At 51.5% G+C, this 24,797-nt stretch carries 24 protein-coding genes and 2 tRNA genes; 14 read left to right on the top strand and 12 right to left on the bottom strand.

All coding sequences use genetic code 11. The features are described 5' to 3' along the window. Window positions 1-36: 36 nt before the first annotated feature. Window positions 37-426, top strand: a complete 390-nt coding sequence (locus HRU73_RS07605; RefSeq protein WP_276677344.1) for a RidA family protein — start codon at window positions 37-39, stop codon at window positions 424-426. 30 nt (window positions 427-456) lie between these two features. Further along, entirely contained in the window at window positions 457-2,514 is a 2,058-nt protein-coding gene (recG, locus tag HRU73_RS07600; RefSeq protein WP_287398313.1) for an ATP-dependent DNA helicase RecG, read from the top strand. On the opposite strand, the gene rapZ is transcribed toward recG, so the two are convergent. Next, complete coding sequence (gene rapZ / locus HRU73_RS07595) at window positions 2,499-3,365, bottom strand: RNase adapter RapZ (protein ID WP_276677346.1); 867 nt, start codon at window positions 3,363-3,365, stop codon at window positions 2,499-2,501. The genes recG and rapZ overlap by 16 nt on opposite strands. A gap of 83 nt (window positions 3,366-3,448) precedes the next feature. Here rapZ and greB point away from each other — a divergent pair, with 83 nt between their 5' ends. Then, on the top strand, window positions 3,449-3,997 hold the full coding sequence (gene greB / locus HRU73_RS07590; protein WP_011112386.1) for a transcription elongation factor GreB: 549 nt from the start codon (window positions 3,449-3,451) through the stop codon (window positions 3,995-3,997). 62 nt (window positions 3,998-4,059) lie between these two features. Here greB and HRU73_RS07585 read toward each other — a convergent pair whose 3' ends face one another. The 3 genes from HRU73_RS07585 to HRU73_RS07575 all read right to left on the bottom strand — a co-directional run bounded on the left by HRU73_RS07585 (window position 4,060) and on the right by HRU73_RS07575 (window position 7,735). Continuing rightward, a complete protein-coding gene (locus HRU73_RS07585) occupies window positions 4,060-5,778 on the bottom strand; it encodes an adenylate/guanylate cyclase domain-containing protein (protein ID WP_276818122.1) in 1,719 nt (572 codons plus the stop codon). Then, window positions 5,741-6,592, bottom strand: coding sequence for an HDOD domain-containing protein (locus HRU73_RS07580; protein WP_011112384.1), 852 nt, complete (start codon window positions 6,590-6,592; stop codon window positions 5,741-5,743). The genes HRU73_RS07585 and HRU73_RS07580 overlap by 38 nt, the downstream gene beginning before the upstream one ends. 1,052 nt (window positions 6,593-7,644) lie before the next feature. After that, window positions 7,645-7,735: transfer RNA gene (locus HRU73_RS07575), tRNA-Ser, on the bottom strand. A 181-nt stretch (window positions 7,736-7,916) separates the two neighbouring features. Here HRU73_RS07575 and HRU73_RS07570 point away from each other — a divergent pair. Then, window positions 7,917-8,405: a hypothetical protein gene (locus HRU73_RS07570; RefSeq protein ID WP_276818123.1), complete on the top strand. Its 489-nt coding sequence runs from the start codon at window positions 7,917-7,919 to the stop codon at window positions 8,403-8,405. A gap of 91 nt (window positions 8,406-8,496) precedes the next feature. Here HRU73_RS07570 and ubiD read toward each other — a convergent pair whose 3' ends face one another. The 8 genes from ubiD to HRU73_RS07530 all read right to left on the bottom strand — a co-directional run bounded on the left by ubiD (window position 8,497) and on the right by HRU73_RS07530 (window position 17,297). Then, entirely contained in the window at window positions 8,497-9,960 is a 1,464-nt protein-coding gene (ubiD, locus tag HRU73_RS07565) for a 4-hydroxy-3-polyprenylbenzoate decarboxylase (RefSeq protein WP_287398312.1), read from the bottom strand. A gap of 70 nt (window positions 9,961-10,030) precedes the next feature. After that, a complete protein-coding gene (ubiA, locus tag HRU73_RS07560) occupies window positions 10,031-10,909 on the bottom strand; it encodes a 4-hydroxybenzoate octaprenyltransferase (protein WP_281870617.1) in 879 nt (292 codons plus the stop codon). Window positions 10,910-10,997: 88 nt separating this feature from the next. Continuing rightward, window positions 10,998-11,534, bottom strand: coding sequence for a chorismate--pyruvate lyase family protein (locus tag HRU73_RS07555; protein WP_011112379.1), 537 nt, complete (start codon window positions 11,532-11,534; stop codon window positions 10,998-11,000). A gap of 95 nt (window positions 11,535-11,629) precedes the next feature. After that, the gene (locus HRU73_RS07550; protein ID WP_041357235.1) at window positions 11,630-11,998 is read right to left on the bottom strand and encodes a response regulator; all 369 of its coding nucleotides are present in this window, start codon (window positions 11,996-11,998) and stop codon (window positions 11,630-11,632) included. A gap of 157 nt (window positions 11,999-12,155) precedes the next feature. Further along, window positions 12,156-13,625 (bottom strand): TrkH family potassium uptake protein, encoded by a 1,470-nt coding sequence (locus HRU73_RS07545; RefSeq protein ID WP_287398311.1) that lies wholly within the window; start codon window positions 13,623-13,625, stop codon window positions 12,156-12,158. A gap of 9 nt (window positions 13,626-13,634) precedes the next feature. Further along, the gene (gene trkA, locus HRU73_RS07540; RefSeq protein ID WP_287398310.1) at window positions 13,635-15,080 is read right to left on the bottom strand and encodes a Trk system potassium transporter TrkA; all 1,446 of its coding nucleotides are present in this window, start codon (window positions 15,078-15,080) and stop codon (window positions 13,635-13,637) included. Between the two features lie 278 nt (window positions 15,081-15,358). Continuing rightward, a complete protein-coding gene (locus HRU73_RS07535) occupies window positions 15,359-16,633 on the bottom strand; it encodes a YfiM family lipoprotein (protein WP_287398309.1) in 1,275 nt (424 codons plus the stop codon). A 115-nt stretch (window positions 16,634-16,748) separates the two neighbouring features. Continuing rightward, window positions 16,749-17,297: a Slp family lipoprotein gene (locus tag HRU73_RS07530; RefSeq protein WP_011112374.1), complete on the bottom strand. Its 549-nt coding sequence runs from the start codon at window positions 17,295-17,297 to the stop codon at window positions 16,749-16,751. 250 nt (window positions 17,298-17,547) lie between these two features. Between HRU73_RS07530 and minC the strand changes: the two genes are divergently transcribed. From minC to ychF, 10 genes are all read left to right on the top strand, one after another. Further along, complete coding sequence (gene minC / locus HRU73_RS07525; RefSeq protein ID WP_011112373.1) at window positions 17,548-18,273, top strand: septum site-determining protein MinC; 726 nt, start codon at window positions 17,548-17,550, stop codon at window positions 18,271-18,273. A gap of 25 nt (window positions 18,274-18,298) precedes the next feature. After that, window positions 18,299-19,108, top strand: a complete 810-nt coding sequence (minD, locus tag HRU73_RS07520) for a septum site-determining protein MinD (protein ID WP_011112372.1) — start codon at window positions 18,299-18,301, stop codon at window positions 19,106-19,108. After that, window positions 19,108-19,404 carry a cell division topological specificity factor MinE gene (gene minE, locus HRU73_RS07515; protein ID WP_011112371.1) on the top strand — a complete coding sequence of 99 codons (297 nt, stop codon included), beginning with the start codon at window positions 19,108-19,110 and terminating at the stop codon, window positions 19,402-19,404. Before minD ends, minE begins: the two co-directional genes overlap by 1 nt. A gap of 130 nt (window positions 19,405-19,534) precedes the next feature. Further along, window positions 19,535-20,155: a lipoprotein insertase outer membrane protein LolB gene (gene lolB, locus HRU73_RS07510; protein ID WP_287398307.1), complete on the top strand. Its 621-nt coding sequence runs from the start codon at window positions 19,535-19,537 to the stop codon at window positions 20,153-20,155. Between the two features lie 20 nt (window positions 20,156-20,175). Continuing rightward, a complete protein-coding gene (gene ispE, locus HRU73_RS07505) occupies window positions 20,176-21,012 on the top strand; it encodes a 4-(cytidine 5'-diphospho)-2-C-methyl-D-erythritol kinase (protein ID WP_287398305.1) in 837 nt (278 codons plus the stop codon). A 9-nt stretch (window positions 21,013-21,021) separates the two neighbouring features. Continuing rightward, window positions 21,022-21,096, top strand: a tRNA-Gln gene (locus tag HRU73_RS07500). A 92-nt stretch (window positions 21,097-21,188) separates the two neighbouring features. Further along, on the top strand, window positions 21,189-22,139 hold the full coding sequence (locus tag HRU73_RS07495) for a ribose-phosphate pyrophosphokinase (protein ID WP_011112368.1): 951 nt from the start codon (window positions 21,189-21,191) through the stop codon (window positions 22,137-22,139). 56 nt (window positions 22,140-22,195) lie between these two features. Further along, window positions 22,196-22,792 (top strand): 50S ribosomal protein L25/general stress protein Ctc, encoded by a 597-nt coding sequence (locus HRU73_RS07490; protein WP_011112367.1) that lies wholly within the window; start codon window positions 22,196-22,198, stop codon window positions 22,790-22,792. 115 nt (window positions 22,793-22,907) lie between these two features. Then, on the top strand, window positions 22,908-23,495 hold the full coding sequence (pth, locus tag HRU73_RS07485) for an aminoacyl-tRNA hydrolase (protein ID WP_011112366.1): 588 nt from the start codon (window positions 22,908-22,910) through the stop codon (window positions 23,493-23,495). A gap of 74 nt (window positions 23,496-23,569) precedes the next feature. Beyond that, on the top strand, window positions 23,570-24,661 hold the full coding sequence (ychF, locus tag HRU73_RS07480; RefSeq protein ID WP_276678401.1) for a redox-regulated ATPase YchF: 1,092 nt from the start codon (window positions 23,570-23,572) through the stop codon (window positions 24,659-24,661). Window positions 24,662-24,797: the final 136 nt, after the last annotated feature.

Raw genomic sequence — 24,797 nt, 5'->3', positions numbered from 1 at the left:
GACATTTTATTCTATCGTACTATCCAGGGAGTCAGAATGAGCAAATTTATTATCCAGACCAATGATGCCCCGCAGGCAATCGGCACCTATTCACAGGCTGTTCGCGTGACGGGCGGGGAGACCGTTTACCTTTCCGGCCAGATCGGGCTCGATCCGGTCAGCATGGAAATGGTGGCGGGGGTCGATGCGCAGATCGAGCAGGTCATTGCCAATCTCAAGGCAGTGATCGCTGCCAGTGGCGGCAGTTTGGGCGATGTGGTCAAACTGAACGTTTATCTGACCGACCTGAGCAATTTCTCCCGGGTCAATGAAATCATGGGCAAGCATTTCAGCCAGCCGTATCCCGCACGTGCAGCCATTGGTGTGGCAGCATTGCCGCGTGATGCACTGGTGGAGATGGATGCTGTCGTCGTGCTGGATAAATGACGCTGGTTTCCCATTCACATCATTTTCCCGTTGGCTGCTCATTTTTTCGACTCACTGGATGAGGCTTTACGCAAGAAGCTCGAGAAACTTGGCCTGTTCAGTGATTTCGATCTGGTTTTGCACCTGCCGCTGCGTTATGAGGATGAAACACGGCTGTTGCCCATTAGCCAGGCCGTTCCTGGAAGTACAGTACAGGTAGAAGGGGTCGTTGCCGAGCAGGAAGTGCTGGTCCGCCCGCGGCGGCAGCTCGTTTGCCGGGTGGATGACGATAGCGGTACGCTTTATCTGCGTTTTTTCAATTTTTATGCCAGTCAGGTAACCGCCTGGTCACCGGGCACGCGGCTGCGCGTACTGGGTGAAGTACGGGCCGGATTCCACGGGGTGGAAATGGTGCACCCGAAATGCCGGGTAGTGCGTGGCAGTATGGTGCTGGCGAATACGCTGACACCGGTTTACCCGGGAATGGCCGGGCTGCCGCAACGTACCCTTGCCCGGCTGATCATGCAGGCTTTTGAACGATTACGTGCAAAACGGCTTCTGCAGGAAACCCTGCCGGCAACGATATTATCTGCTTGTCAGTTCCCTGCATTCGAGGACAGTTTGTCCATACTTCATTGTCCACCTGCCGGGGTGTCGATCACATCCTTGCAGCAACGCTCCCATCCGGCCTGGTTTCGGATCAAGTTCGACGAATTACTGGCGCAGCAACTCTCCATGCGTTGTCATTATCACCAGCGCCGCAGTCAGCAGGCACCTGTTCTGCAGCAGCAGACCGGCTTGCAGCAGGCATTGCTGGAGGTACTGCCATTCGGTCTGACTGACGCGCAATGCAAAGTGGTGACTGAAATCAGCAAGGATCTTGCGCAGCCTTATCCCATGCAGCGGCTGTTACAGGGAGATGTAGGCAGCGGCAAAACGATCGTGGCAGCACTGGCTGCTTTGCAGTCGATCGGAAACGGTTATCAGGTCGCTGTCATGGCGCCTACAGAAATTCTGGCCGAGCAGCATTTCCGCAAACTATCCGACTGGTTGACTCCCCTTGGTGTGGGGGTGGGCTGGTTGTCCGGCAGCCAGAAGAAAAGCCTGCGCAATCAGGAGCTGGAAAGAACAGCAACGGGTGAGGCTATGCTTGTCATCGGAACACATGCGTTGTTCCGGGAGGCGGTCCAGTTCAAGTGCCTTGGGTTGGTGATCATCGATGAACAGCACCGTTTCGGTGTTGGTCAGCGGCTGGCACTGCGTATGAAAGGCGGAGATGAGGAGGTGATACCGCATCAGCTGATGATGAGTGCCACACCGATTCCACGAACACTTTCCATGAGCTATTTCGCTGATCTGGATGTTTCTGTCATCGATCAGCTGCCGCCTGGCAGATCACCGGTGGTAACCAGATTGATCGACAGCAGCCGGCGCGAGGAAATCGTTGCGCGTATCCGTGAAGCTTGTCTGGCTGGTCGCCAGGCTTACTGGGTCTGCCCGCTGATCGAGGAATCAGAGGCATTGCAGTTGAAAACGGCGGTGGAAACCTATGAAACGTTGAGCCAGACTTTTCCTGATCTCAGAATTGCTCTCATTCACGGCCGGCTCGACAGCGATGAAAAATCTGTGATCATGGCGGAATTCAGTCAGGGAGAAGTACAATTGCTGGTTGCCACGACTGTGATCGAAGTAGGGGTGGATGTGCCGAATGCTTCGCTGATGGTGATCGAGCATGCTGAGCGTATGGGATTGTCGCAACTGCATCAACTGCGTGGGCGGATCGGTCGTGGATCGGCCACCGGTGTGTGTGTCCTGATGTATCAGCAGCCGTTGTCCGAAGTGGCACGTAAACGGTTGCAGATCATTTTCGAACATCGTGATGGATTCGAAATCGCGCGTCAGGATCTGTTGCTGCGCGGGCCTGGGGAGTTCCTCGGCACCCGTCAGAGTGGTGTGCCTCTGCTGCGATTTGCCAATCTGGAAGAGGATATCGATCTGCTTGAAATGGCACGCAATGTTGCCGAGGACATGCTGCGCGATCATCCGCTGGCGGCGCAGTGCCACATGCAGCGCTGGCTGGGAAGGAAAGAAGATTATCTGCGGGCGTAGTGCGGCTTGTATTCCGCCAGGCCGCGATGACGCACCAGAACATGGGCGCTGTCATGGAAGTGCAGTGCGAGCTTTTCTGCAAAATAAACCGAGCGGTGCTGTCCCCCGGTACAACCGATGGCAACCGTGAGATAGGCCCGGTTATCCCGTATGTAAGCAGGTAGCCAGGTACCCAGAAAACTGCTGATATCTCTGAGCATTTTTGAGGCATCCGGCTGAGATTCCATAAAGCGGATGACTTCGGGATCGTGCCCGGTCAATTCCTTCAGTTGCGGATCGTAAAAAGGATTAGGCAGACAACGTATGTCGAATACCAGATCAGCGTCCAGCGGAATACCGTGTTTGTAGCCGAACGACTGGAACAATAGTGTCAATTGAGAGGGGCTTCGGCTGTCTGCAATGAAATCCTTGATAAAGGCCCGCAGCGCATTGGGCCTGAGAGAACTGGTATCGATATGATGTCCCAACCCTGTCAATGTGGCCAGAGCTTCACGTTCACGCCGGATGGCTTCTTCCAGGGTAATATTTTTATCGCTCAGGGGGTGTCTGCGACGGGTTTCGGAAAAGCGCTGCATCAGCGTCTCAGTACGTGCTTCCAGAAATATGAATTTTATCTGGATGCTTTTGTCGATCATTTTGAGCTGCCAGGGCAGAACAGTAATGTTCTCGCCGCTGCGCATATCGATGGCGACCGCAACGTAAGCGTGCTGCTGCGTTTGCAGGTGGTTGATGAGAACGACAAGCAATGACGCGGGAAGGTTATCGACACAGTAGTAGCCTGAATCTTCCAGGACTTTGAGTGCGATCGATTTTCCCGAACCGGATAACCCGCTGATAATGATGACTTGCATGGTTTTGAGTATAACAGGCAGATTAATTTGGGAGTGTATGCAAAAGCAGTATTCGTTCATACAAATGATGAGTGAATGTAAGTGTGAGTAAGGCATTTACCAAGGAAAGTGACGGTGAGGAAGAGCTGGATGGCAACCCACAGCTGCCGCAAGGCGTAAAAAACTACATTACTCCGGGAGGTTATCAGCGCTTAAAGGATGAATTCGATCAATTATGGAGAGTGGAACGCCCGGAACTGGTCAAAGTCGTTTCCTGGGCAGCATCGAACGGTGATCGCTCGGAGAATGGTGATTACATCTACGGAAAACGGCGTTTACGTGAAATCGATCGCCGCCTGCGGTTTTTATCCAGGCGTCTGGATAACGCCGAAATCATCGATCCGAAGCAGCGCGGCGAATGTGATCAGGTATTTTTTGGTGCGACGGTAACGGTTTGCAATCAGCGCGGCGAGGAGCAGACTTACAGCATCGTCGGTATCGATGAAGCTGAACCGGGCCGGGGCTGGATCAGCTGGATTTCACCGCTGGCCAAAGCACTGCTGAAGGCACGTGAAGGAGATGTGGTGCCATTGCAGACACCGGGCGGCCCGCAAGAACTGGAAGTAGTGGAAATCCGTTACGAAGCGTTGTGACATCGATACAGGTGAGTCGTGTCCGGAACGGCTGATCGTTCGTGCATCAGGCAGAGATGTGATCAGTCTTTTGCGTGATGAGTGGTGAAAATGTCGTGCAACAGAGGCTGGCTGGCGGTTTGCACATAGCGAACGGCCTGTTTGTTGCGTTTTCCTTTCAGTTTGAGATGAAAGGGTTTACTGAATCTGATATCAGGGTGATCCATGTGTGCGGTGGTTTCGTACAGTGCTTCGCTGATCAGTATCGCGCCCGGACAGCAGTTTTTTTCAAGGCGGGCAGCAGTATTGACGACATCTCCGATCGTCGTCCAGTCGAGCCTGTCAGAAGAACCAACATTACCGATGACCACCTTGCCCCAATGGATACCGATGCGTAAGAGCAGCAGATCTTTGCCGGCACGCATTCGCAAATTATTGAAGTCGTAGGAATGTTTGTGAATTTCCAATGCGGCCAGTATGGCTTTGTGGGGCTCTCTGAACAGCGCCATGACACAATCACCCATGAATTTGTCGATGATTCCCTCATGCTGTCTGACGGCTTTTGTGATTCTGCCGAGTATCAGGTTGAGCGTATGAATGACGGATTCTTCTTTTTCGTTGTTTTCCACATAGCTGGTAAAGCCGGCAATATCACAGAACAGGACAGCGAGCCGGCATTCTTCATTGGGGAGTGCATTGCCGCCCAGCCGGACGATTTCCCGGGCTTTTTGCTCGACCAGCTGAGGGACGTAATTACGGGTGATGTTATGAACACGGGCTTCATTGAGGATGGAACCTTCGGCCAGTGTATGGGTGGCTTTATGGTCCAGCGATACGACCTGCCACAATGTGTGAATGGTCATGTCATGATGGCGATAACCGCTGATATTGAAAAGTAGCGACAGGCTGTTGTCATGCGGCAGTCTGACGCGGATTCTGTAGTTCTCGAATACCCCGTCCTGGGACTCCAGAGCAAGTCCCCATAGCACGTCGTTATAGAAATGGCCGGGAATGATGCCTGTCAGGATGTGAACCGAAGTCGGTGATACTTCCAGCTTCAGGTTGTTGAGAATCGCAGGGGAGATGGACAGGATATCGCCTGCACTGGAAAAAACGATGATGCCGTAGTTCAGTTTGCAGAAAATAGCCTGTGTTTTATCCGATTCCTCAGCAGAGAGCAGTAATTCAGAATGTTCCGCCTGTTCCAGGTGAGGGTGATGCCGTGCTATGTCTCTCACTACTTTGGCGGAGTGATAGCCCGGTGCGGTGGTCCCATCGATCTGTTTTAGCAGTGTGAATCCGATCGCTTTGGCAAGTTTACTATCCAGATAAGTACTGTTGTCACAGTTTTCCGGGTATTCGATGCGTATTAAAGTGCCCTTTTCTTCAGGAAAGGTCAGTATGACCTGGAAATGATTCTTTCTGCAGAATTGCTCGATATTCCGATCACCATGCGTGATCAGCTCATTCTGCAGAAGTTCATCGAATACATTGTCCTTGCTGGCGATATCGATGTTCAGATCATTTTCGATCGCTCGCTGGAATGCATGGCGATGCATGGTTCTGACTATGTTTGTAATCAGTTTGTGCAGTAAAAGTACGGTTGAATCCAGCAGACGCGGGCATTGCAGACGTTTCAGTGAACATACGATTTCCTGTTCCAGCTCTTGCCAGACGTTATGCTCAATCGAGGTAACGATGATCGGGCGACCGTGCCCGGGAGAATGTGATTCGATCTTGTTCGAGCTTGTTCCAGAGGGGGGGTCAACAGCGATCATGGGCGCAGAACTGAAAGATTTCATCGTTGATCAATTTCTGAAAGAAAGCTTCATCGAGCAGATGGTCAGAAAACTCTTCATTCAGTCCGTAAGCCATCAGCTTCTCCTTGCGGATGACCGGGTCACAGGGGTTGGTACCAATTCCGGCTCCTTTGATCAGGCTGTTGGCGATTGCCAGCCAGAGCAGGATTTCATTGTCGATCTGCCCGGGTAATAACTGATCCAGATCAGTGCCGACATACAGCTGAAACTGTGGCGGGAGTTTCCATTCCCTGACTGCCTGCTCACCGATCTGGTAATGATCCGTACCCATGAATTTTTGCTCCGCTTCCTTGCTAGAGCAGGCATTCTCGAGCGCATAGGTAAGCGCATCCATATAATCCTTGCGCACGTGGGTAAAAAGCAGCACCTTGCCGATATCGTGAACCAGTCCGGCAACAAAGGCCTCTTCACAATCCTCCGCTTTTCCCAGTTCAGAACAGATGTTGTAACTGGCAATGGCAGTCAGCAGGGAATGGTGCCAGATATGTTTGCATACCAGGGCATTCTTGCTTTTGGAAAATACGGAACGCGAGAAAGCCAGTATGACCAGTGAACGAATGATATTGATTCCCAGCAGACTGATCGCAATGGGTAATGTCCTGATCGGCTGACTGCGATTGTAAATGGGTGAATTTGCCACTCTGAGAATGAACGATGCAACCACCTGGTCGGAACGCAACAGATGATCCATTTCCCTGAAGCAGTTCGGAGATTCTTCATTGATCTCGATGATTCTGGAAATGATTTCCGGTTGTGCGGATTTTATGGTTTTGTAGTCAATGATGCATCGATTCATGGCTCATGGCTGCCGGGGTCATGGCAGTAAAAATTTTTGGGTGTTGTTATAAATTAAAACAACGGCATGTATGAGACCGGCTTGATAGATAACAAAGAAAATTCCCGGAATTTGGGAGAATTCTTGATCGTTGTTTCTGAAAGCCTGGCGAAAACAGTTTTAATCGGAATTAACTATATTCGGGATATGAGAATCCGAATTGATATGAGGTTGCAATAGAGAGACTCGTACAGCTTGTGGAAGTTTTAGCCAGGATTGTTGTAACCAACAATATCGAATCAGGTGGGTGGATTGAGAAACTGAGGAAAAACGCCCAGGTACTGAACACTCCTGTAGAGACTCGCGTTGTTTCCCTTTCAGGGGCGCCGTTGCCGCTACAGGGGTAAAGGAAGGGGTGTGTTCAGCACCTGACCAGACTATAAGCCCGAGAAATTGATGATGTCAAGGTTATTGAAATATGTTAATTAAATTATTTGCGTTTCGTTCGATGAAACCGTCTCGATTTTATTACCTTAGGTATGATCATAATTCTCATCTAATGGTTAGGAAATCCCTGAAGAACTGCCTGTGTTGCCATTTATGCGTTAAAAGTCAGCTCGAAATGCTCATTTATTACGTATATAAACTCCAATTTTTACTCGGCGCAAGCGCCTCGCTCTATGGGCCAACCTTACGGCTGTTCGCTACGCTTTACTTGCGTCACCGGCTTTTGCCCTGAACTGACTGTCTGCTGATGTTTTTCAGAGGTTCCCTAAATAGTTGCGGATGATCGATGCCTTACCATAAAACTGAGTAAACCAATCAGTGGCTGAGTGCGTTATGACAATTATGATGTAACCAGTCTTGGTTATCTGCCTTTTTGGCAGAATCATCCCCTGTCCACCATCCCTCCTCCTATGACAGGGGATTTTCTTATGATGTAAAGTGGTTTTATATAGTGAAGTCTGTCAACCGTAAAAAATGTTGACCAAAAAGCCGATGCAAAAACATGACCAAATATGCTTAAATATGGTCTGCTGGATTTATTAAGCAACTGATTTTATTGACGATAATGGCGGAGAAGGCGGGATTCGAACCCGCGGTACGGTATTACCGTACACACGCTTTCCAGGCGTGCACCTTCAGCCACTCGGTCACTTCTCCTTGCCCTGTCAAACGCGGCCGTAAAGGATAAACTAGATTCACATCGGGAGCAATACGTGGTGGGTTGTCGGGTGCTTCTGCGGGTATTGTCATCCGGTTGTTTGCCTGGGGTGTTTACTAATATTCATGATGTGGTGAGAATGATATGTTTCCGGCTCATCCCACAATAAAGGAGGTTGATTTGAAGAAAATTTTTACAATTGTTTTGGGTTTTGTCATGACTGCTGCCATGGCTGATGGAGTTGATCAGCGCCAGATTCTGCCCATGAATGAGATGCAGCGTAATCATCTGCTGAGCGAAATGCGTATGTTGCTGACCGGCACAGGTGCCATTCTGGAGGCACTTGCGCAGGATGACAGAGCCGCTGCCGCACGCCATGCCCGTTCACTTGGAACGGATATGCCGCACAAAATGGAAGGGCACATGGATAACATCCTGCCCGAGCAGTTCATGCAGTTGGGCATGGCCATGCATCAGGCGTTTGACAGGATTGCACAGGATGCGGAATCGGGGAAGGATACGAAGCATACGTTGCAGCAATTGAGTGAAACGCTGGGGCGTTGCACGGCGTGTCATGCCACCTATCAGATCAGTACTGGCAGGCAGCTTGCCGGGCAAGGTTCACAAAAAAATCACGGGGAGCATGGAGCGCATTCACATACGCATTAGGGTAGTCTGATGTGCAGTCGAGTCGGTATTCATGGACAGTATTCCGCTTTTCCAGAGAAGGAAAAGTCTTCTTATCCTCGTAACGGAACGATCAGAATGGCAGTCGCTGCCAGAGATGGTCGATTCTGGTTTTGACGGCTGCATCCATTTCGATGGGGCGACCCCATTCACGTGTTGTTTCACCCGGCCATTTGTTCGTAGCATCCAGACCCATTTTGCTGCCAAGTCCTGAAACCGGGCTGGCAAAATCGAGATAGTCGATTGGAGTGTTTTCCACGATCAGAGTATCGCGTACCGGGTCGACCCGGGTAGTCATCGCCCAGACGACTTCTTTCCAGTCACGGATATCGATGTCATCGTCGGTCACGATGATGAACTTGGTATACATGAACTGGCGCAGGAAACTCCAGATACCAAACATGACACGCTTGGCATGGCCGGGATACTGCTTTTTCATGCTGACCACGGCAAGACGGTAAGAACAGCCTTCCGGTGGCAGGTAAAAATCGGTAATTTCGGTGAATTGTTTCTGCAACAGCGGTACGAATACCTCGTTGAGTGCTACACCGAGAATGGCCGGCTCATCGGGCGGTTTGCCGGTGTAGGTGGAATGGTAAATCGGGTTGCGGCGCATGGTGATGCGTTCGATCGTGAAGACTGGGAAGGTTTCCTGTTCGTTGTAATAGCCGGTATGGTCACCGTAGGGACCTTCTACTGCCATTTCATCCGGATGAATATAGCCTTCCAGTACGATTTCCGCGCTGGCGGGAACCTGTAAATCATGCGTCAGGCATTTGACGACTTCAGTTTTTGCCCCGCGCAGCAAACCGGCGAACTGATATTCGCTCAGGCTGTCAGGAACGGGAGTCACTGCACCGAGGATGGTTGCCGGATCAGCACCCAGTGCAACGGCAACAGGGTAGGGTTGTCTCGGATAAATTTGGCAAAAATCACGGTAATCCAGTGCTCCGCCGCGATGCGCCAGCCAGCGCATGATTACTTTGTTCGGAGCGATCACCTGCTGCCGGTAAATTCCCAGGTTTTGCCTTGATTTATGCGGGCCGCGTGTCACCGTAAGCCCCCAGGTGATCAGGGGTGCTACATCTCCCGGCCAGCAGGTCTGGATCGGCAGTTTACCCAGATCGACATCGGCACCTTCCCATATGATTTCCTGGCAAGGGGCGCTGGCCAGTTGTTTGGGTGCCATATTGAGCACCTGCTTCAGTACCGGCAGTTTTTCCCAGGCGTCGCGCAGTCCTTTGGGCGGATCGGGTTCCTTGAGATAGGCGAGCAGCTTGCCCACTTCACGCAGGGCGGAAACCGATGTCTGGCCCATGCCTAGCGCCACCCGTTCCGGTGTGCCGAACAGATTGCCCAGCACCGGGATAGTATGTCCGGCAGGCCGTTCGAACAGTACAGCCGGACCGGCCTGTTTGAGCAGACGATCACAGATTTCCGTCATCTCCAGGCGAGGGTCGACTTCGATATCCACGCGCTTCAGATCACCCCGTTGCTCAAGCTGTACGAGAAAATCACGCAAATCCTTGTATTTCATAAATCAGGCCCGGTGGTTGTAAGTGAGTTGAGCGGCGTGTAATGGGGTTGGAGCTGATCCTGAATCTTCGTCAGAATGATTGATCGGTTCTGAGCAGCGTATCCAGCAATATACCCGCAAATATGACTGCACCGATCCAGTTATTATGCAGAAATGCCTGGAAACAGCGGGAAGGTTCACGTTTGCGGATCATGCCGTATTGAACGATGACCAGGCCTAATGCAACCAGCAGGGCGCCATAAAACCAGATGCCACGTTGCAGCAATATGCCTGCGTAAGTCAGGGTGCTCAGGAAAATGATATGGCATAGCAGAATCCCTGCCACATCAAACCGACCGAGCGTAATAGCAGATGTTCTGATACCGATTTTCAGATCATCTGCGCGATCCACCAGCGCATATTCGGTATCGTAAGCGATCACCCAGAACAGATTGGCCAGCACCAGTAACCATGCAAGCGGTGGTACGGTACCGGTTTGTGCTGCAAACGCCATGGGAATACCGAAACTGAATGCGATACCCAGATATGCCTGCGGCATGGCAAAAAAGCGTTTGGTAAACGGGTAGGAAGCTGCAAGGAACAGGGCTGGTACGGATAGCTGGATCGTCAGCAGATTGAGCGGCAGTATCAGCAGGAATGCGCACAAACTCAATCCGGCGGCGATCAGCAATGCTTCTCGTGCAGTAATGAGGCCGGCCGCCAGCGGACGGTTGCGGGTACGAGAAACGTGAGGATCGATGCGCCGGTCGGCAAAATCGTTGATGGCGCAACCAGCAGAGCGCATCAGAATTGTACCGAGAACGAAAATCACCAGAATCATCGGATCCGGCATGCCGTCAGCCGCCAGCCACAATCCCCATAATGTCGGCCACAGCAGTAACAGAATACCGATGGGTTTATCCAGCCGGATCAGCCGGGTGTATGCGGAAAGCCGGTCCGCGAAAGTCATGTTTACAGAAGTCATAAGAATGGGTTCAGTAATGTATCCGGGCCTGATGGATCGATCAGGATAAGGTATGGCGTATTTTACTACTGCCTCAGAGTCTGCGGATTGCGGGCAGAAATACCTCGGTGACGAGTATCGGCTGATGTTGCAGGATGAATAACGAGCGCCTTGCCCAGAGATCGGCCGGGCGGTTCTGCAGTCGTTTGCAGGCACGTTCGAACAGCGGGTGGTGCGGTTTCAGTTTCTTGAAAGCAAGAGGAGTGCGCTGTATCAGTGGGTTGGTAAACAGCATGGTGCCCAGTGACTGATTGCCCAGGCGGCTCAGGCCGCGCCATGCACCTCGTAAATGTTCTTTTCTGACGATCGAATGAGCAAATACAACCGGTGTTTCGTTACAGCGCAAATAAACCTCCCGTACCAGTGCCCGGGTCTGTCTGCGCAGGTTCATGACTTCCAGCTCATCGATACACGCCGTTGCCAGTGCCTGAAAAATAGGTTCGACACGAAAATGTTCACAGCGATCCTGAATCAGGCGGGTGAGAGAACCCCGGTGAGTCAGCCACCAGTGAAGGTCGACGGGAGCGGAAACAGGTGCAGGATGCCACGCCAGAGGCGGGTTAACCTTCATTACAGCAGAAATGAAGGAACGGGACGGTAGCCATGATACGAATCTGAATAACCATTGGACCAGGCCGATAATTGTTATATCGTTTTCCAGCCGTATCAGGCCGGTACCCGGTGGTGTGAAGTGTGTTTACGTACCGTGTCGAGCAGTGCTTCTTTGGTAAACGGCTTGGTAAGATATTCATCAGAGCCGACCATTCTGCCGCGCGCGCGATCGAACAATCCGCTCTTGCTGGAGAGCATGATCACTGGCACAGACTGATATCTGGGGTTCTTTTTGATCAGCATACAGGCCTGGTAGCCATCCAGCCGTGGCATGACGATATCCAGAAAAATGATATCCGGCTGACAGTCGATGACCTTGGCCATTGCATCAAATCCATCTGTAGCCAGAATGACCTCGCAGCCGGAGTGTGCGAGAAAAATTTCCGCGCTACGCCGGATGGTATTGCTGTCATCAACCACCATTACTTTGATACCTGCTAAATCATTTGCCGTTTCAGTCACGATTTCCCCTTATTTCCAAGGTTTCCTTGCCAAGCTATCTTTCCGCTGCAGTCAGATTTTTGCCCGTTATGATAACGCATTATCGGCCAATCCGATTCGATCTGAATATTCTGCGGCGTCATCTCCGCCAGAAGGCGGGGGTGAAAACAATCATCAGCGTATAAAATTCCAGCCTGCCCAGGAACATGCCAAAGCTGCACAGCCAGATCTGGAAGTCGTTGAGCGATGCATAGGTCATGGCCGGACCGACTGCTCCCAGACCTGCTCCCAGATTGTTCAGGCAGGCGACGGCAGCCGAGAAGGCAGTAATCTCATCCAGGCCACTTAACGTCAGCGCCAGCGTCATCAGAACGATGCTGATCAGATAGACGAAAAAAAATCCCAGAATGGCAAAAATGATTTCATTGGTAATGATGCTTCTGCCGATTTTGATCAGTGAAACTGCACGCGGGTGCATGATGATGATCATTTCACGAAAAAATTGCTGAAACAGGATACGTGCCCGGATCATTTTGATACCGCCGCCAGTCGAGCCCGATGAAGTGCAGAAACCCGATAAAAACAGCATCCAGAGCGGAGCAAAGATCGGCCAGAGGGCATAGTCGGTGTTGCTGTAGCCGGCAGTAGTGGCAGTGGAAACCACATTGAAAGCTGCATAACGCAAGGCAACCAGAGGATCCGTGTAAATACCTTTTATCCAGAGGAACCCGGCTACTCCAATACAACTGGCCAGCGTGATCAGGATATACAGTTTTGCTTCCGGGTCGGCGCGGTAAGGGGAGAAGCTTTTGGCGCGCCATGCAACGAAATGGGATGAGAAATTGATACCGGCAATCAGCATGAACAATATAGCGATTGCCTCGATCAGCGGAGAATTCCAGTATCCATAACTGGAGTCATGCGTGGAAAACCCCCCCAATCCCAGTGTGCTCAGCGCGTGAGCAATCGCATCGAATGGAGTCATTCCAGCCAACCGGTAGGCAATCATACAAGTAAGCGTCAGCGTGACATAGATCAGCCATAACCGCTTGGCGGTCTCGGCGATTCGTGGTGTCAGTCGGGATTCTTTTATCGGCCCGGGGATCTCGGCGCTGAGAAGCTGCCTGCCCCCGACACCGAGCATGGGCAGAATCGCCACGGCCAGTACGATCAGGCCCATTCCGCCCAGCCAGGCCATGAGGCAGCGCCACAGATTGATTGCATAAGGAAGCTCATCGAGCCGTGTCAGTATCGTCGCTCCGGTCGAGGTCAGACCGGAAGCTGCTTCAAAATACGCTTTGGCGATACCGAGTTCCGGCAAATACCAGACCAGGGGCAGCATGCCAAACAAGGGCAGTGACAGCCAGACCAGCACCACCAGCAGAAACCCGTCACGAATCTGCAGTTCCCGCTTGAAGCGATAAGTCAGTATCCATATAGCAGCACCACACCCGAGCGTAACGGACAGTGCATCGAGAAAAACCGACAGTGATCCATCCAGCGTCCAGTAAGCAACTCCGCAGGGGATCAGCAGAACCAGCCCGAACATCATGACCATGCGGCCCAAGATGTTGGCTACTGCCAGGAAATGACTCAGGACATGGCCCATGGTGCCTGATTACAGAAATCCCACATTCACCTGAAACAGTTTCTCCACCTGCCGTACCATTTTTTTGTTGACGACGAACAGGATGACATGATCATTCTGCTCGATCACGGTATCGTGATGGGCAATGATGACCTGTGCCTGCTTCCATTGAGCTAAGATACTGTCTTCTTCCTGTTCGGACAGGTTCCGGTAAACATCCCCCGGTGGCAGTCCGCGCACGATAGCGCCGATGGTGGTGCTTCTGGGCAATTTGATTTCTTCGATTTTGCGGCCGACCACCCGGGAAGAACGGGTGTCACCATGTGCGACCAGCTCCAGCGCCTCGGCTGCACCGCGCCGCAGGCTGTGCACCACGGCTACATCTCCCTGGCGGACATAAGCCAGCAGTGATCCAATCGTGACTTGTGCGGGCGAAATGGCAATATCGATGCCACTGTCTTGCATCAGATCCACGTACATACTGCGGTTGATCAGGGCGATCACCTTGCGTGCACCCATGCGTTTGGCCATCAGCGCAGCCATGATGTTGTTTTCCTCATCATCAGTCAACGCACAGAATATGTCCATTTCACTGATATTTTCACTCTCCAGCAGCTCTTCGTCAGTGACATTACCATGTAGAATCAGCGTGTTATGCAAATTCTGAGTCAGTGATTCACATACTTTGATATCCCGCTCGATGATCCGTACCTGGTGAGACTGTTGTAATACCTCCGCCAGCCGGCGGCCAATTCTGCCACCGCCTGCAATCATCACTCGCCTGACGGATTTGTCCATGCGGCGTAGTTCACCCATGACGGCACGAATGTCGCTGGAGGAAGCGATGAAAAATACCTCATCATCTTCTTCGACGATGGTGCTGCCTTCAGGAATGATCGGGTGGTTATGGCGGAAAATTGCTGCAACCCGGGTATCCAGATTGGGGACGTGCCGGCGCAATTCCTTCAACTGGCGTCCGATCAGCGGACCGCCGCGAATAGCTTTCACCGCTACCAGACTGACCTTGCCGGAGGCAAAATCGAGCACTTGCAGCGCACCCGGAAACTCGATCAGCTTTTCTATGTATTTGGTCAGTATCCGTTCCGGACAAATCGCAAAATCGACACAGAAATTTTCCCGGGAGAATATGTCCGGGTGATCCAGGTAATCCACGGTACGGATACGGGCAATCCGGGTAGGGGTGTTGAACATGCTTGCAGCCAGCTTGCATGCAACCAGATTGGTTTCATCGCTTCCGGTAAGTGCCAGTATCATGTCGGCATCTTCCATGCCCGCCTGAATCATGATGTCAGGGTGAGAGGCACTGCCGACGACAGTACGCAAGTCCAGCCGCTCCTGCAACAGGCTGAGCCTGTTCCTTACCAGATCGACTACCGTAATATCGTTGGATTCGCTGGCCAGGCTTTCAGCCACGGTCGAACCGACACGGCCAGCTCCCAGGATGACAATTTTCATTAACGGTACCTGTTTTATAAGCTGATGACAGGGAGTGCAATAATTCGTGTGCCGTTTACCGGCAGATCATGGAGTAGTGGTGTGTGGGAGGAAGAGTACCTTGTATTCATTATCCTGATCTGATCTGGAGAAGCGGGTTATACCGATCGCGTATATCGTGGCGGAGTATTTTACTCTTCCCTGCCTGCATCTGTCTTTCCCCAATCGGCTTCTGTTTCTGTGCAGGGAAATTTCTGGGTTGAAGGTATTAAAAATATTCGTAAGTGATTGAGCATATCCTAATAACGCAGCCATTTCAGGGAAGCCACCCGCTGTTCGATCTTATCCATCATTTCGTGATAGCGGGGGCTGCTGGTACTTCCAAAGCGCGCTTTGAAGGCAGTTTCGGACATGTGTTCGGGCAGATCGGACCAGTGTGGGATGAGGTCGGTGTCGTGTATTCCAGCCAGAATGATGTTCCGCATCCGGCGTGCTGAATCCTGGCTGGCCATGGCTTTCTCGGTAAAACGGGTTCCTGAGCGATCTGCCATGAGGTCGTTGAAGGAAAATCCGCTGCCGGAACGTGAATCTTCCAGCTCTTTATATAAACCAATGGCGTTGGACAGGGTTGTATCCGAGTAAGCAGTAATTACTGCGGAAGCCATGAAGTGCATGGCTAGATCGTTGCGTCCATCCAGGGTGACATTGATTCTGACCGGATCCGGCCAGTTGGCTGTTTCCGGGATGACCAGCCTGAGCGGGAATTGAACGACATGAAATGCCGTTACCAGAATTGCGGCGCGGAATTCTTCCAGCACGTTTCCATTGGGCGAATGACGAACGGTTTCCTGCATGATCTGTGTCAGTATCTCTGACAGCGTAATGGTGTGTGAAACCCGTTTACGATTCTGTTCGTTGAGGAAATGGTGATAGTGCGACAGCTTGTCCAGCGCCTGCCGGTCAAAAAAAGGCAGGCTGACGGGGGAGTAACTGGCTTTGTCGATTCCCCATCCTTTCCAGAAATAAGAAATTGCTACTTCATTGCGGGAAAACCGCAGTTTTCTGAAAGCATCGAGGCCGGCGCGTGCATCTGGACTGGCAGTCTGCAGCCATGCCAGCAGCTTTTCCGTCAGTTGGCCGGCAAGAATATCCGGGATATGTATTTTCCCGATGCTTACCGAGCTGAGCTCGGGAAAGCTTTTGCCTTCGGTCAGTGTAGCCTGCAGATTGAGATGACCTGTGATCATTCCCGGGGGTATCGGCAGGCTGAGCTGTATCTGTGCGCTTTTGTCGTGCATGGTGACTTTTGCATGTCCCTGAGCGAGATGATATGCAAGATAATTCAGAGCATTATCGAGATCATCTGCCTGGATTCTGACTGTGGCCGATGTGCCGGGGCGTACCTGGTAACGGTGTGTATCGAGAATATCTTTGGCACGGGCAATCTGTTCCGGTGTGATGGAGATTTCTCGTTCAATCCGGGGATGACTGTCGATGGCAAGGTAAGTCATGATTGCTAGGGTGACAACCAGAATCAGGGTGCAGATTCCTGTCAGATTGAGTAATTTCCACATGCCGGATGAGTGTTGTCGGATATCGGGCCGGCCACTTTCAGGTGGCCGGCTGCTTCATTGTTTACGGTATGAATCGGTAAAATATTGACTGCCCTGAATGTCCCGGGTACTCGTGTCACCACCAGAACCGGTAGGGCCGGTAATACCCGTTGTAGAAAAACGGGTAGCCATATCCATAATAACCGGGATAGGGTCCGTAACGGTACAGGTTGTCTTCACGATAGGCCTGCGGCCAGAGATGGATGGTCTTGGCAGTGATGAGTGGAATATGGATGGTTTTGTTTCCGATTGTGCGTTCGATATTTCCTTTTACTGTGCCGATGACGGTTACTTCTACACCTTTGGTATAAATTGCTGGATCGAGAAACTCATTGATCTCTACCGCGAAACGTCCTTCTCCAGGTTTTCTGGTTTCCGGGTATCCGCTGCGATCGAGCGGATGAAAAAGCACCTGCATCAGACTGAAATCCGTTTCGTTTTCCACCTCGATCACAGTCCCTCCCCAGCGAACCGGTGCATCCTTATAGGTTTCAGCGTTCTGGCTGACTGGCTGGTAAGGGATATCCACTGCTGAAAAATTTCTGATTTCAGGCGGCATGCTGGTGCAGGCGCCGATGAGAAACAAAGTGCACGACAGGAGAAGGGGCAGGGTATGGGTTTTCATATTTTTTCCTCGACGGATAAAGTGGAAAAGTGTAAACCTCAAGTTGGACAAACACTCCGCCTAGATGTTCGGTGCAGACAATACGCGATTTACCAGGTTTCTGATCAAACCAGTTTATTCCGATTGATTGAAAGGTATAATAACGACTTTTACAGCCGGCCCCGGATTATCTTGCCTGATTTCATCTTTCACATGTTTTCGCATAGCGCAGCCGGTTCAATACAAGGTATAAGGCTGAGGGATCACTGATATGGATCAGTCTTCCATCCTTGACTTCAGAAGTGGCACCTTTTTCGCACCCATTCTGGTCCTGTACAACAATGATCTGGAAAAGATCGAGCAGCGGTTGCAGGAGAAAATTGCCAGTGCTCCCGATTTCTTCAGCAGTTCCCCTGTATTGTTCGATTTGAGTGAGCTGAATGAGAATGACAAAAAGATCGATGTCGAAGCGCTCATATCACTCCTTCGTAGACTGAGCCTCTTCCCTGTCGGGATCAGGGGGGGAGATCCTTCACAGGAAAAGCGGGCGCTGGAATTATCCGTTCCGGTTGATTCCGGCCGCAGCCGTAATGACGCTATCCTGCCGGAGATACAAAGGAAAGACGATACCATGCCCGAGGTTCAGCCAGTGATCAGGGAGGCGGTACGCGCGCCTGCAATGATGATTACCCAGCCGGTGCGCTCGGGCCAGCGGATCTATGCTGCCAGCGATCTGGTGATTCTGGCACAGGTCAGTGCTGGTGCTGAAATCATGGCTGAAGGCAATATCCATGTTTATAACACGCTGAGAGGGCGGGCACTGGCCGGTGTGCAGGGAGATACCGCTGCCAGGTTTTTCTGTCTGGATCTGCAGGCGGAACTGGTTTCAATTGCAGGTATTTATAAAACCAGCGAGGATCTGAAGGAGACTCCCAAGAAGAAGCCGGTACAGGTCTATTTGCGCGATCAGGCGCTGATCATTGAAGAATTGAGCTGAAAATATTTCTGAGAAGGAGATTCAATTGGCAAGAATCATCGTCGTAACGTCAGGGAAGGGGGGGGTCGGTAAAACCACGACCAGTGCTGCGATCGCCATGGGGTTGGCTAAAAGGGGGCATAAAACAGCTGTCATCGATTTCGATGTCGGTCTGCGCAATCTGGATCTGATCATGGGATGTGAGCGCCGCGTGGTGTACGACTTCGTCAACGTCATCAATGGTGAAGCGAATCTCAATCAGGCGCTGATCAAGGATAAGAACTGCAATCAGCTCTATATCCTGCCTGCGTCGCAGACACGTGATAAAGATGCGCTGAATCTGGAAGGTGTTGGCAGGGTGCTGGAGGAACTTTCCAAGGATTTCAAATATATCGTGTGTGATTCCCCTGCAGGGATCGAGAAAGGGGCCTACCTCGCCATGTATTACGCAGATGATGCATTTGTCGTGACCAATCCGGAAGTTTCGTCCGTAAGAGATTCGGATCGTATGCTGGGGATACTGGCAAGCAAATCGCGCCGGGCTGAATTGAACATGGAGCCTATCAAGGAATACCTGTTGCTGACGCGTTATGATCCGGATCGGGTTGAATCCGGTGAAATGCTGGGTCTGGATGATGTGCAGGAGATTTTGTCGTTACATTTGCTGGGTGTCATTCCGGAATCCAAATCGGTGTTGAATGCGTCTAATTCGGGAATTCCCGTGATCCTGGATGAGAAAAGCGATGCAGGTCAGGCCTATGCGGATGTGGTAGCGCGTTATCTTGGAGAAAAAAAACCACTCCGTTTCATTGACAGTAAGAAAGGATTTCTCAGAAAGCTGTTTGGAGGTAAATAATGAGCTTACTGGATTATTTCAGATCATCTAAATCTAAAACAGCTTCGGTTGCCAAGGAAAGATTGCAGATTCTCGTTGCGCATGAACGTTATTATCGCAACAAACCGTCTTATCTGCCCCAGTTGCAGGAAGAGTTGATGCAGGTCATCCGCAAGTACGTACAAGTGGATCAGGATGCCATCTCCGTTAAATTCGAACAGGATGACAACCAGGAAACACTCGAATTGAATATCATCCTGCCGGATTCGCAGAATACGCGGAATACTCAGCAGGATGCAGTACGAAATTCATTCTGAACGGCCATGTCCCGCCGAATCATTAAAAATTACTGGAGGAGGGCTACCTGCCAGATCTCCTGAAATGAATGACATTGTGTTTTCCTGCATTTCCAGTTTGAGTGCCAGGAGAATGGCATGCAGAAGCTGGGTGTTGGGCATTCTCCTGGTTCTGGTCGGGTGTGCCGGGCCGGAGGTTCATCAGGGAGAAGTGACTACAGTCGTCATTCAACCGGTACAAGAGCAAGCTGATATTGCGAATGAGCCTTTTGTACTCACTGGCAGGTTGGCAGTGAATGCCAGACAGCATCGGTTTTCCGGGGGAATTCGCTGGCAGCATACCGGGCAGAGTGATGAAATTTACCTGTTTTCCCCGCTTGGGCAGATCGTTGCAGAGATTTTCAGGGATCAGACCGGCGTGCGTCTGGTTACTTCTGAGCCCGCCATTTATCAGGCACAGAATGCGGAGTATCTCACCAGCCAGGTACTGGGCTGGGAGCTGCCGCTTGCCGGTATGCGGTTCTGGGTGCGCGGAACCCATTTTCCAGATACGGTTGCTGAAAAAGATCTGGATAAGAACAGACGTACGGTAGCCATTCGTCAGGATGGGTGGCAGGTGGTTTACCAGAATTATTATCCTGCACAGGAGGGTATGTCTGTTTTACCAAGATTGCTGGAATTTAGTCGGCCGGACGTGAAAATGAGGCTGCTGGTCGATCAGTGGCAGGGTGAAACAAAGAACGGTGACGCCACGGGTAAAGAGTTACCGTAAATAATTTTTCTTTCTCGTGTATGGACATATTTCCAGCGCCGGCCAAACTCAACCTGTTTCTGCACGTGATCGGACGTCGGGAAGATGGTTACCACCTGTTGCAGACCGTCTTCCGCTTTATCGACCATTCAGATCGACTGCATTTTGACATTACTCATGATGGTGTCATCAGGCATGAGAACCTGATTCCCGACCTGACGGAAACGGATGATTTATGCGTTCGGGCAGCAAAATTGTTGCGGCAACGGTTCGGCAGAGAGTCACTCGGAGTGAAAATTCATCTGGAAAAGAATATTCCGCTGGGAGGAGGGCTGGGCGGAGGAAGTTCCGATGCGGCCACAACGCTGATTGCCCTGAACAGGCTGTGGGGGATCAACTGGAAAAGAGAACGCCTGATGGCACTGGGACTGGAATTGGGCGCCGATGTGCCGGTGTTCATCTATGGCAGGAATGCATTTGCCGAGGGAGTGGGGGAAGAACTGCATGCTGTCGATTTGCCATCGGCCTGGTATGTCGTGCTGACGCCGCCTGTCCAGATTTCCACAGCGGCGGTTTTCACCAGCAAAGAGTTGACACGAAATACAATTCCTATCAAAATGGCGGCCTTTTCCATGGGACAGGGGCATAATGATCTTGAGCCCGTTGCGATGCGCATGCAGCCTGTCATTGCTGGATGGCTGGAATGGTTGAAGCAGCAGCATGGCACGACGAAAGTGGCGATGAGTGGTTCAGGGTCGTGTATGTTTGCGGAATTCCCTTCCGAATCGGCTGCGCGCGAGGTATTCGGGCGGTTGCCGGGCGATATGAGCGGATTTGTCGTGTCAGGGCTCGCAAGACATCCTTTGTCGGATTTTTAGAATATTTTTTGGGGAGTCGCCAAGTGGTAAGGCACCGGATTTTGATTCCGGCATTCGTAGGTTCGATCCCTACCTCCCCAGCCAGATCCTAATGAGTCTGCCAGTATCGTGGCAGGTATCACGCAAGTGGTCGGATCAGCCCGTGTCGTTTTTTAAACCGGATGTAAAAGTTACCTATGTCCTATGACAGCCTGATGGTTTTTACCGGAACGGCCAATCCGAAACTGGCACATGATGTAGTCAAATATCTGAACATCAATCTCGGGCGTGCAAACGTTGGGCGTTTCAGTGATGGTGAAGTCATGGTGGAGATACTTGAAAATGTCAGGGGTAATGACGTTTTTGTATTGCAATCCACCTGTACACCGACCAATGACAGCCTGATGGAAATTCTGGTGATCGTCGATGCGCTGAAACGTGCTTCAGCCAGCCGTGTTACTGCGGCAATTCCCTATTTCGGTTATGCGCGGCAGGATAGAAGAACCCGGTCTGCGCGGGTACCCATTACCGCCAAAGTTGTGGCAAATATGCTGACCAGTGTCGGAGTGGACAGGGTGCTGACCATGGATTTACATTCCGACCAGATTCAGGGGTTTTTCGATATTCCGGTCGATAACGTCTACGGCATGCCGATTCTGCTCGGGGATATCTGGAAGCATGACTATCAGAACCTGATCGTCGTTTCGCCCGATGTGGGCGGCGTGGTACGTGCACGCCATCTTGCCAAGCGCCTGGAATGTGATCTGGCCATCATAGACAAGCGGCGTCCCAAACCGAATGAATCCAAGGTCATGAACATCATCGGTGACGTCAGGGGGCGTACCTGCGTGATCATCGATGACATGGTGGATACGGCAAACACGTTGTGTGAAGCGGCATCTGCGTTGAAACGGGAGGGTGCAGCCAGCGTGATCGCCTATTCGACTCATGCGGTTCTGTCAGGGAAGGCAGTGGAACGTGTCCAGACTTCGGATCTGGATAAACTGGTGGTAACGGATACGATTCCGTTAAGAGAAGATGCCAGCAAATGTAACCGTATTCATCAGTTAAGCGTGGCCAGCCTGCTGGGTGAATCCATGCTCAGGATAAGTAACGAAAGTTCGCTGAGCTCGCTGTTTATAGAATGAGATAATGTTCTGGTCCGTTCGCGGGTGGGCGGGCTGTTTGTTTTCAGGAGAATGGAATGCAAATCGAAATCAGTGCCAACAGTCGTAAATTACATGGAACCGGCGCAAATCGTCGTCTGCGTTCCCAAGGAAGATTGCCGGGAGTCATTTATGGTGGCAATGGTGACGCGCAATCGATCGAACTCGATCACAAGGATCTGTACTACAAGCTGAAAATGGAAGCTTTTCATGCATCCATCCTTTCGATCAGTATTGATGGCAAAAAGGAACAGGTGCTTTTGCGTGATGTGCAAATGCACCCGTTCAAGCAACAGGTGTTGCACATCGACTTTCAGCGTGTCAGACAGGATCAGAAAATCCACGTAAAAGTACCGTTGCATTTCATCAACGCTGATATTGCGCCAGGGGTCAAGTTGTCGGGCGGGATGATCAGCCACGTGGCAACCGAGATCGAGATATCCTGTCTGCCTAAAGATCTGCCTGAATTCATCACGGTGGATCTGTCCGGAATGACGGCCGGCAGCACGCTGCATTTGAGTGATCTGATACTGTCGGAAAATGTCGAAATACCTGCTTTGTTGAAAGGTGATAATCTGCCAGTGGCTACACTTATTGCGAAGCGTGGGGAAGCCGGCGAATCCAGCGAAGAATAAACCTGATTCTGTTTGTATGCCAGGGAGATACTCCCTGGCATCGTTTACCATCGCTCCATTATTAAAAGTCCGTTCACCCTTTTCTGAATCCCTTGTTGCCGAACTGCACTGAGTTATGGAGTTACCCGTAAGGCTGGTGGTGGGTCTTGGCAACCCGGGCGAGAAGTATGCCTCGACCCGCCATAACGTCGGTTTTGACTGGTTGGACCGTCTGGCCAGTTCACAACGGGTTGCATTCACGCTGGAAACCCGGTTTCGCGGGTTGTGTGCACGCATCATGCTGGCCGATACCGACATCTGGCTGCTCAAACCCCAAACCTACATGAATGCCAGCGGCATGTCGGTTGCTGCTGTATGCCGCTATTACAAGATAGTGCCCGAACAGATGCTGGTCGTTCACGATGAACTGGACCTGCAGCCTGGCGTCATCAAACTGAAATCCGGTGGCGGGACCGGGGGACACAACGGCCTTAAAAGTATCGTCGCGGATCTTTCCAGCCAGGTTTTCTGGCGATTGCGGATCGGCGTGGGACATCCGGGAGATCGAAATCAGGTGGTGGATTATGTCCTGCATCCCCCGCGCAGGGAAGAAGCAGCACTGATCGATGAAGCAATAGATCACAGCATGCAGGTATGGCCGCTGATCGCCCGGGGAGATTTTGCCGCGGCAATGCAGCGACTGCATACCCGGCAGGAAAACTGAAAAAAACTGAGAAACTGTCTCACCTGTAAGCCGCTATTCTGTATCGCTTTCAGGAAATCGATGGAAACCGGATTATGAGCCTGAAATGTGGAATCGTCGGTTTGCCCAATGTTGGCAAATCCACTTTGTTTAATGCGTTGACCAAAGCAGGTATCGCTGCAGAAAACTATCCGTTCTGCACCATCGAGCCCAACGTCGGTATCGTTGAAGTACCTGATTCACGCCTCACCGAGCTGAGCAGAATCGTCAATCCGCAGCGTGTGCAACCGGCCATCGTGGAGTTCGTCGATATTGCCGGACTGGTGGCGGGTGCTTCCAAGGGAGAGGGGTTGGGTAACCAGTTTCTTGCCAACATTCGTGAAACAGATGCCATCGTCAACGTCGTGCGCTGTTTCGATGATCCGAACGTCGTGCACGTTGCCGGCAAGGTCGATCCGCTGGCTGATATCGAGGTCATTTTGACCGAACTGGCACTGGCCGATCTTGCTACCGTGGATAAAGCCATTGCGCGTGATGGCAAGAAAGCGAAATCCGGTGACAAGGAAGCAATCAAACTGGTTACGGTACTTGAGAAATTGATACCACACCTCAATCAGGGACAGCCGGCGCGCACATTCCCGCTTTCAGACGAGGAAAAGGAAATCATCAGGCCGTTATGCCTGCTGACGATCAAGCCGGCCATGTATGTGGGTAATGTGCTGGAAGACGGTTTTGAAAACAATCCATATCTCGATCGCCTGCGTGAATATGCAGCAAAAGAAAACGCACCAGTCGTGGCGCTGTGTGCCAAGATCGAAGCTGAACTGGCCGATCTCGACGAAGCAGATAAAAAGGAATTTCTGGCTGACCTGGGGCTGGAAGAACCTGGCCTCAACCGCCTGATTCGTGCGGGTTACGATCTGCTTGGCCTGCAAACCTATTTCACTGCCGGTGTGAAGGAAGTGCGCGCCTGGACCATACACAAGGGTAATACCGCCCCGCAGGCAGCAGGCGTCATCCATACCGACTTTGAAAAAGGCTTCATCCGGGCACAAACCGTATCCTATGCTGATTTCATTGCCTGCGGCGGCGAAGCCGGTGCGAAGGAAAAAGGCAAAATGCGGGTGGAAGGCAAGGATTACATCGTTCAGGATGGTGATGTGATGCATTTTCTGTTTAACGTCTGACGAATTTTGCTGGATCTTGATGGCGCTCAGTAGCGCTTGGTGGACAGGTTGACCCATTTGAAATCAATGGGTTGCGTAAACAATACGGTCTGCTGAGCGTTCCTATTGTTCATCGAGGTCTGAAAAATTCGGGGGT

Source organism: Nitrosomonas sp. H1_AOB3, assembly GCF_015709435.1.
Classification (GTDB): domain Bacteria; phylum Pseudomonadota; class Gammaproteobacteria; order Burkholderiales; family Nitrosomonadaceae; genus Nitrosomonas; species Nitrosomonas europaea.
Note: the sequence above shows the minus strand (reverse complement) of the source record. Positions and strands in the feature narration are given on the sequence as shown.

Excerpts from the sequence above, each read along its gene's own strand:
- HRU73_RS07605 (WP_276677344.1), top strand. The coding sequence starts at position 37 with ATGAGCAAATTTATTATCCAGACCAATGATGCCCCGCAGGCAATCGGC.
- rapZ (WP_276677346.1), bottom strand. The coding sequence starts at position 3,365 with ATGCAAGTCATCATTATCAGCGGGTTATCCGGTTCGGGAAAATCGATC.
- HRU73_RS07585 (WP_276818122.1), bottom strand. The coding sequence starts at position 5,778 with ATGAAATCTTTCAGTTCTGCGCCCATGATCGCTGTTGACCCCCCCTCT.
- HRU73_RS07580 (WP_011112384.1), bottom strand. The coding sequence starts at position 6,592 with ATGAATCGATGCATCATTGACTACAAAACCATAAAATCCGCACAACCG.
- ubiD (WP_287398312.1), bottom strand. The coding sequence starts at position 9,960 with ATGAAATACAAGGATTTGCGTGATTTTCTCGTACAGCTTGAGCAACGG.
- ubiA (WP_281870617.1), bottom strand. The coding sequence starts at position 10,909 with ATGACTTTCGCGGACCGGCTTTCCGCATACACCCGGCTGATCCGGCTG.
- HRU73_RS07555 (WP_011112379.1), bottom strand. The coding sequence starts at position 11,534 with ATGAAGGTTAACCCGCCTCTGGCGTGGCATCCTGCACCTGTTTCCGCT.
- HRU73_RS07550 (WP_041357235.1), bottom strand. The coding sequence starts at position 11,998 with ATGGTGGTTGATGACAGCAATACCATCCGGCGTAGCGCGGAAATTTTT.
- HRU73_RS07545 (WP_287398311.1), bottom strand. The coding sequence starts at position 13,625 with ATGGGCCATGTCCTGAGTCATTTCCTGGCAGTAGCCAACATCTTGGGC.
- trkA (WP_287398310.1), bottom strand. The coding sequence starts at position 15,080 with ATGAAAATTGTCATCCTGGGAGCTGGCCGTGTCGGTTCGACCGTGGCT.
- HRU73_RS07535 (WP_287398309.1), bottom strand. The coding sequence starts at position 16,633 with ATGTGGAAATTACTCAATCTGACAGGAATCTGCACCCTGATTCTGGTT.
- HRU73_RS07530 (WP_011112374.1), bottom strand. The coding sequence starts at position 17,297 with ATGAAAACCCATACCCTGCCCCTTCTCCTGTCGTGCACTTTGTTTCTC.
- minC (WP_011112373.1), top strand. The coding sequence starts at position 17,548 with ATGGATCAGTCTTCCATCCTTGACTTCAGAAGTGGCACCTTTTTCGCA.
- minE (WP_011112371.1), top strand. The coding sequence starts at position 19,108 with ATGAGCTTACTGGATTATTTCAGATCATCTAAATCTAAAACAGCTTCG.
- ispE (WP_287398305.1), top strand. The coding sequence starts at position 20,176 with ATGGACATATTTCCAGCGCCGGCCAAACTCAACCTGTTTCTGCACGTG.
- HRU73_RS07495 (WP_011112368.1), top strand. The coding sequence starts at position 21,189 with ATGTCCTATGACAGCCTGATGGTTTTTACCGGAACGGCCAATCCGAAA.
- HRU73_RS07490 (WP_011112367.1), top strand. The coding sequence starts at position 22,196 with ATGCAAATCGAAATCAGTGCCAACAGTCGTAAATTACATGGAACCGGC.
- pth (WP_011112366.1), top strand. The coding sequence starts at position 22,908 with ATGGAGTTACCCGTAAGGCTGGTGGTGGGTCTTGGCAACCCGGGCGAG.
- ychF (WP_276678401.1), top strand. The coding sequence starts at position 23,570 with ATGAGCCTGAAATGTGGAATCGTCGGTTTGCCCAATGTTGGCAAATCC.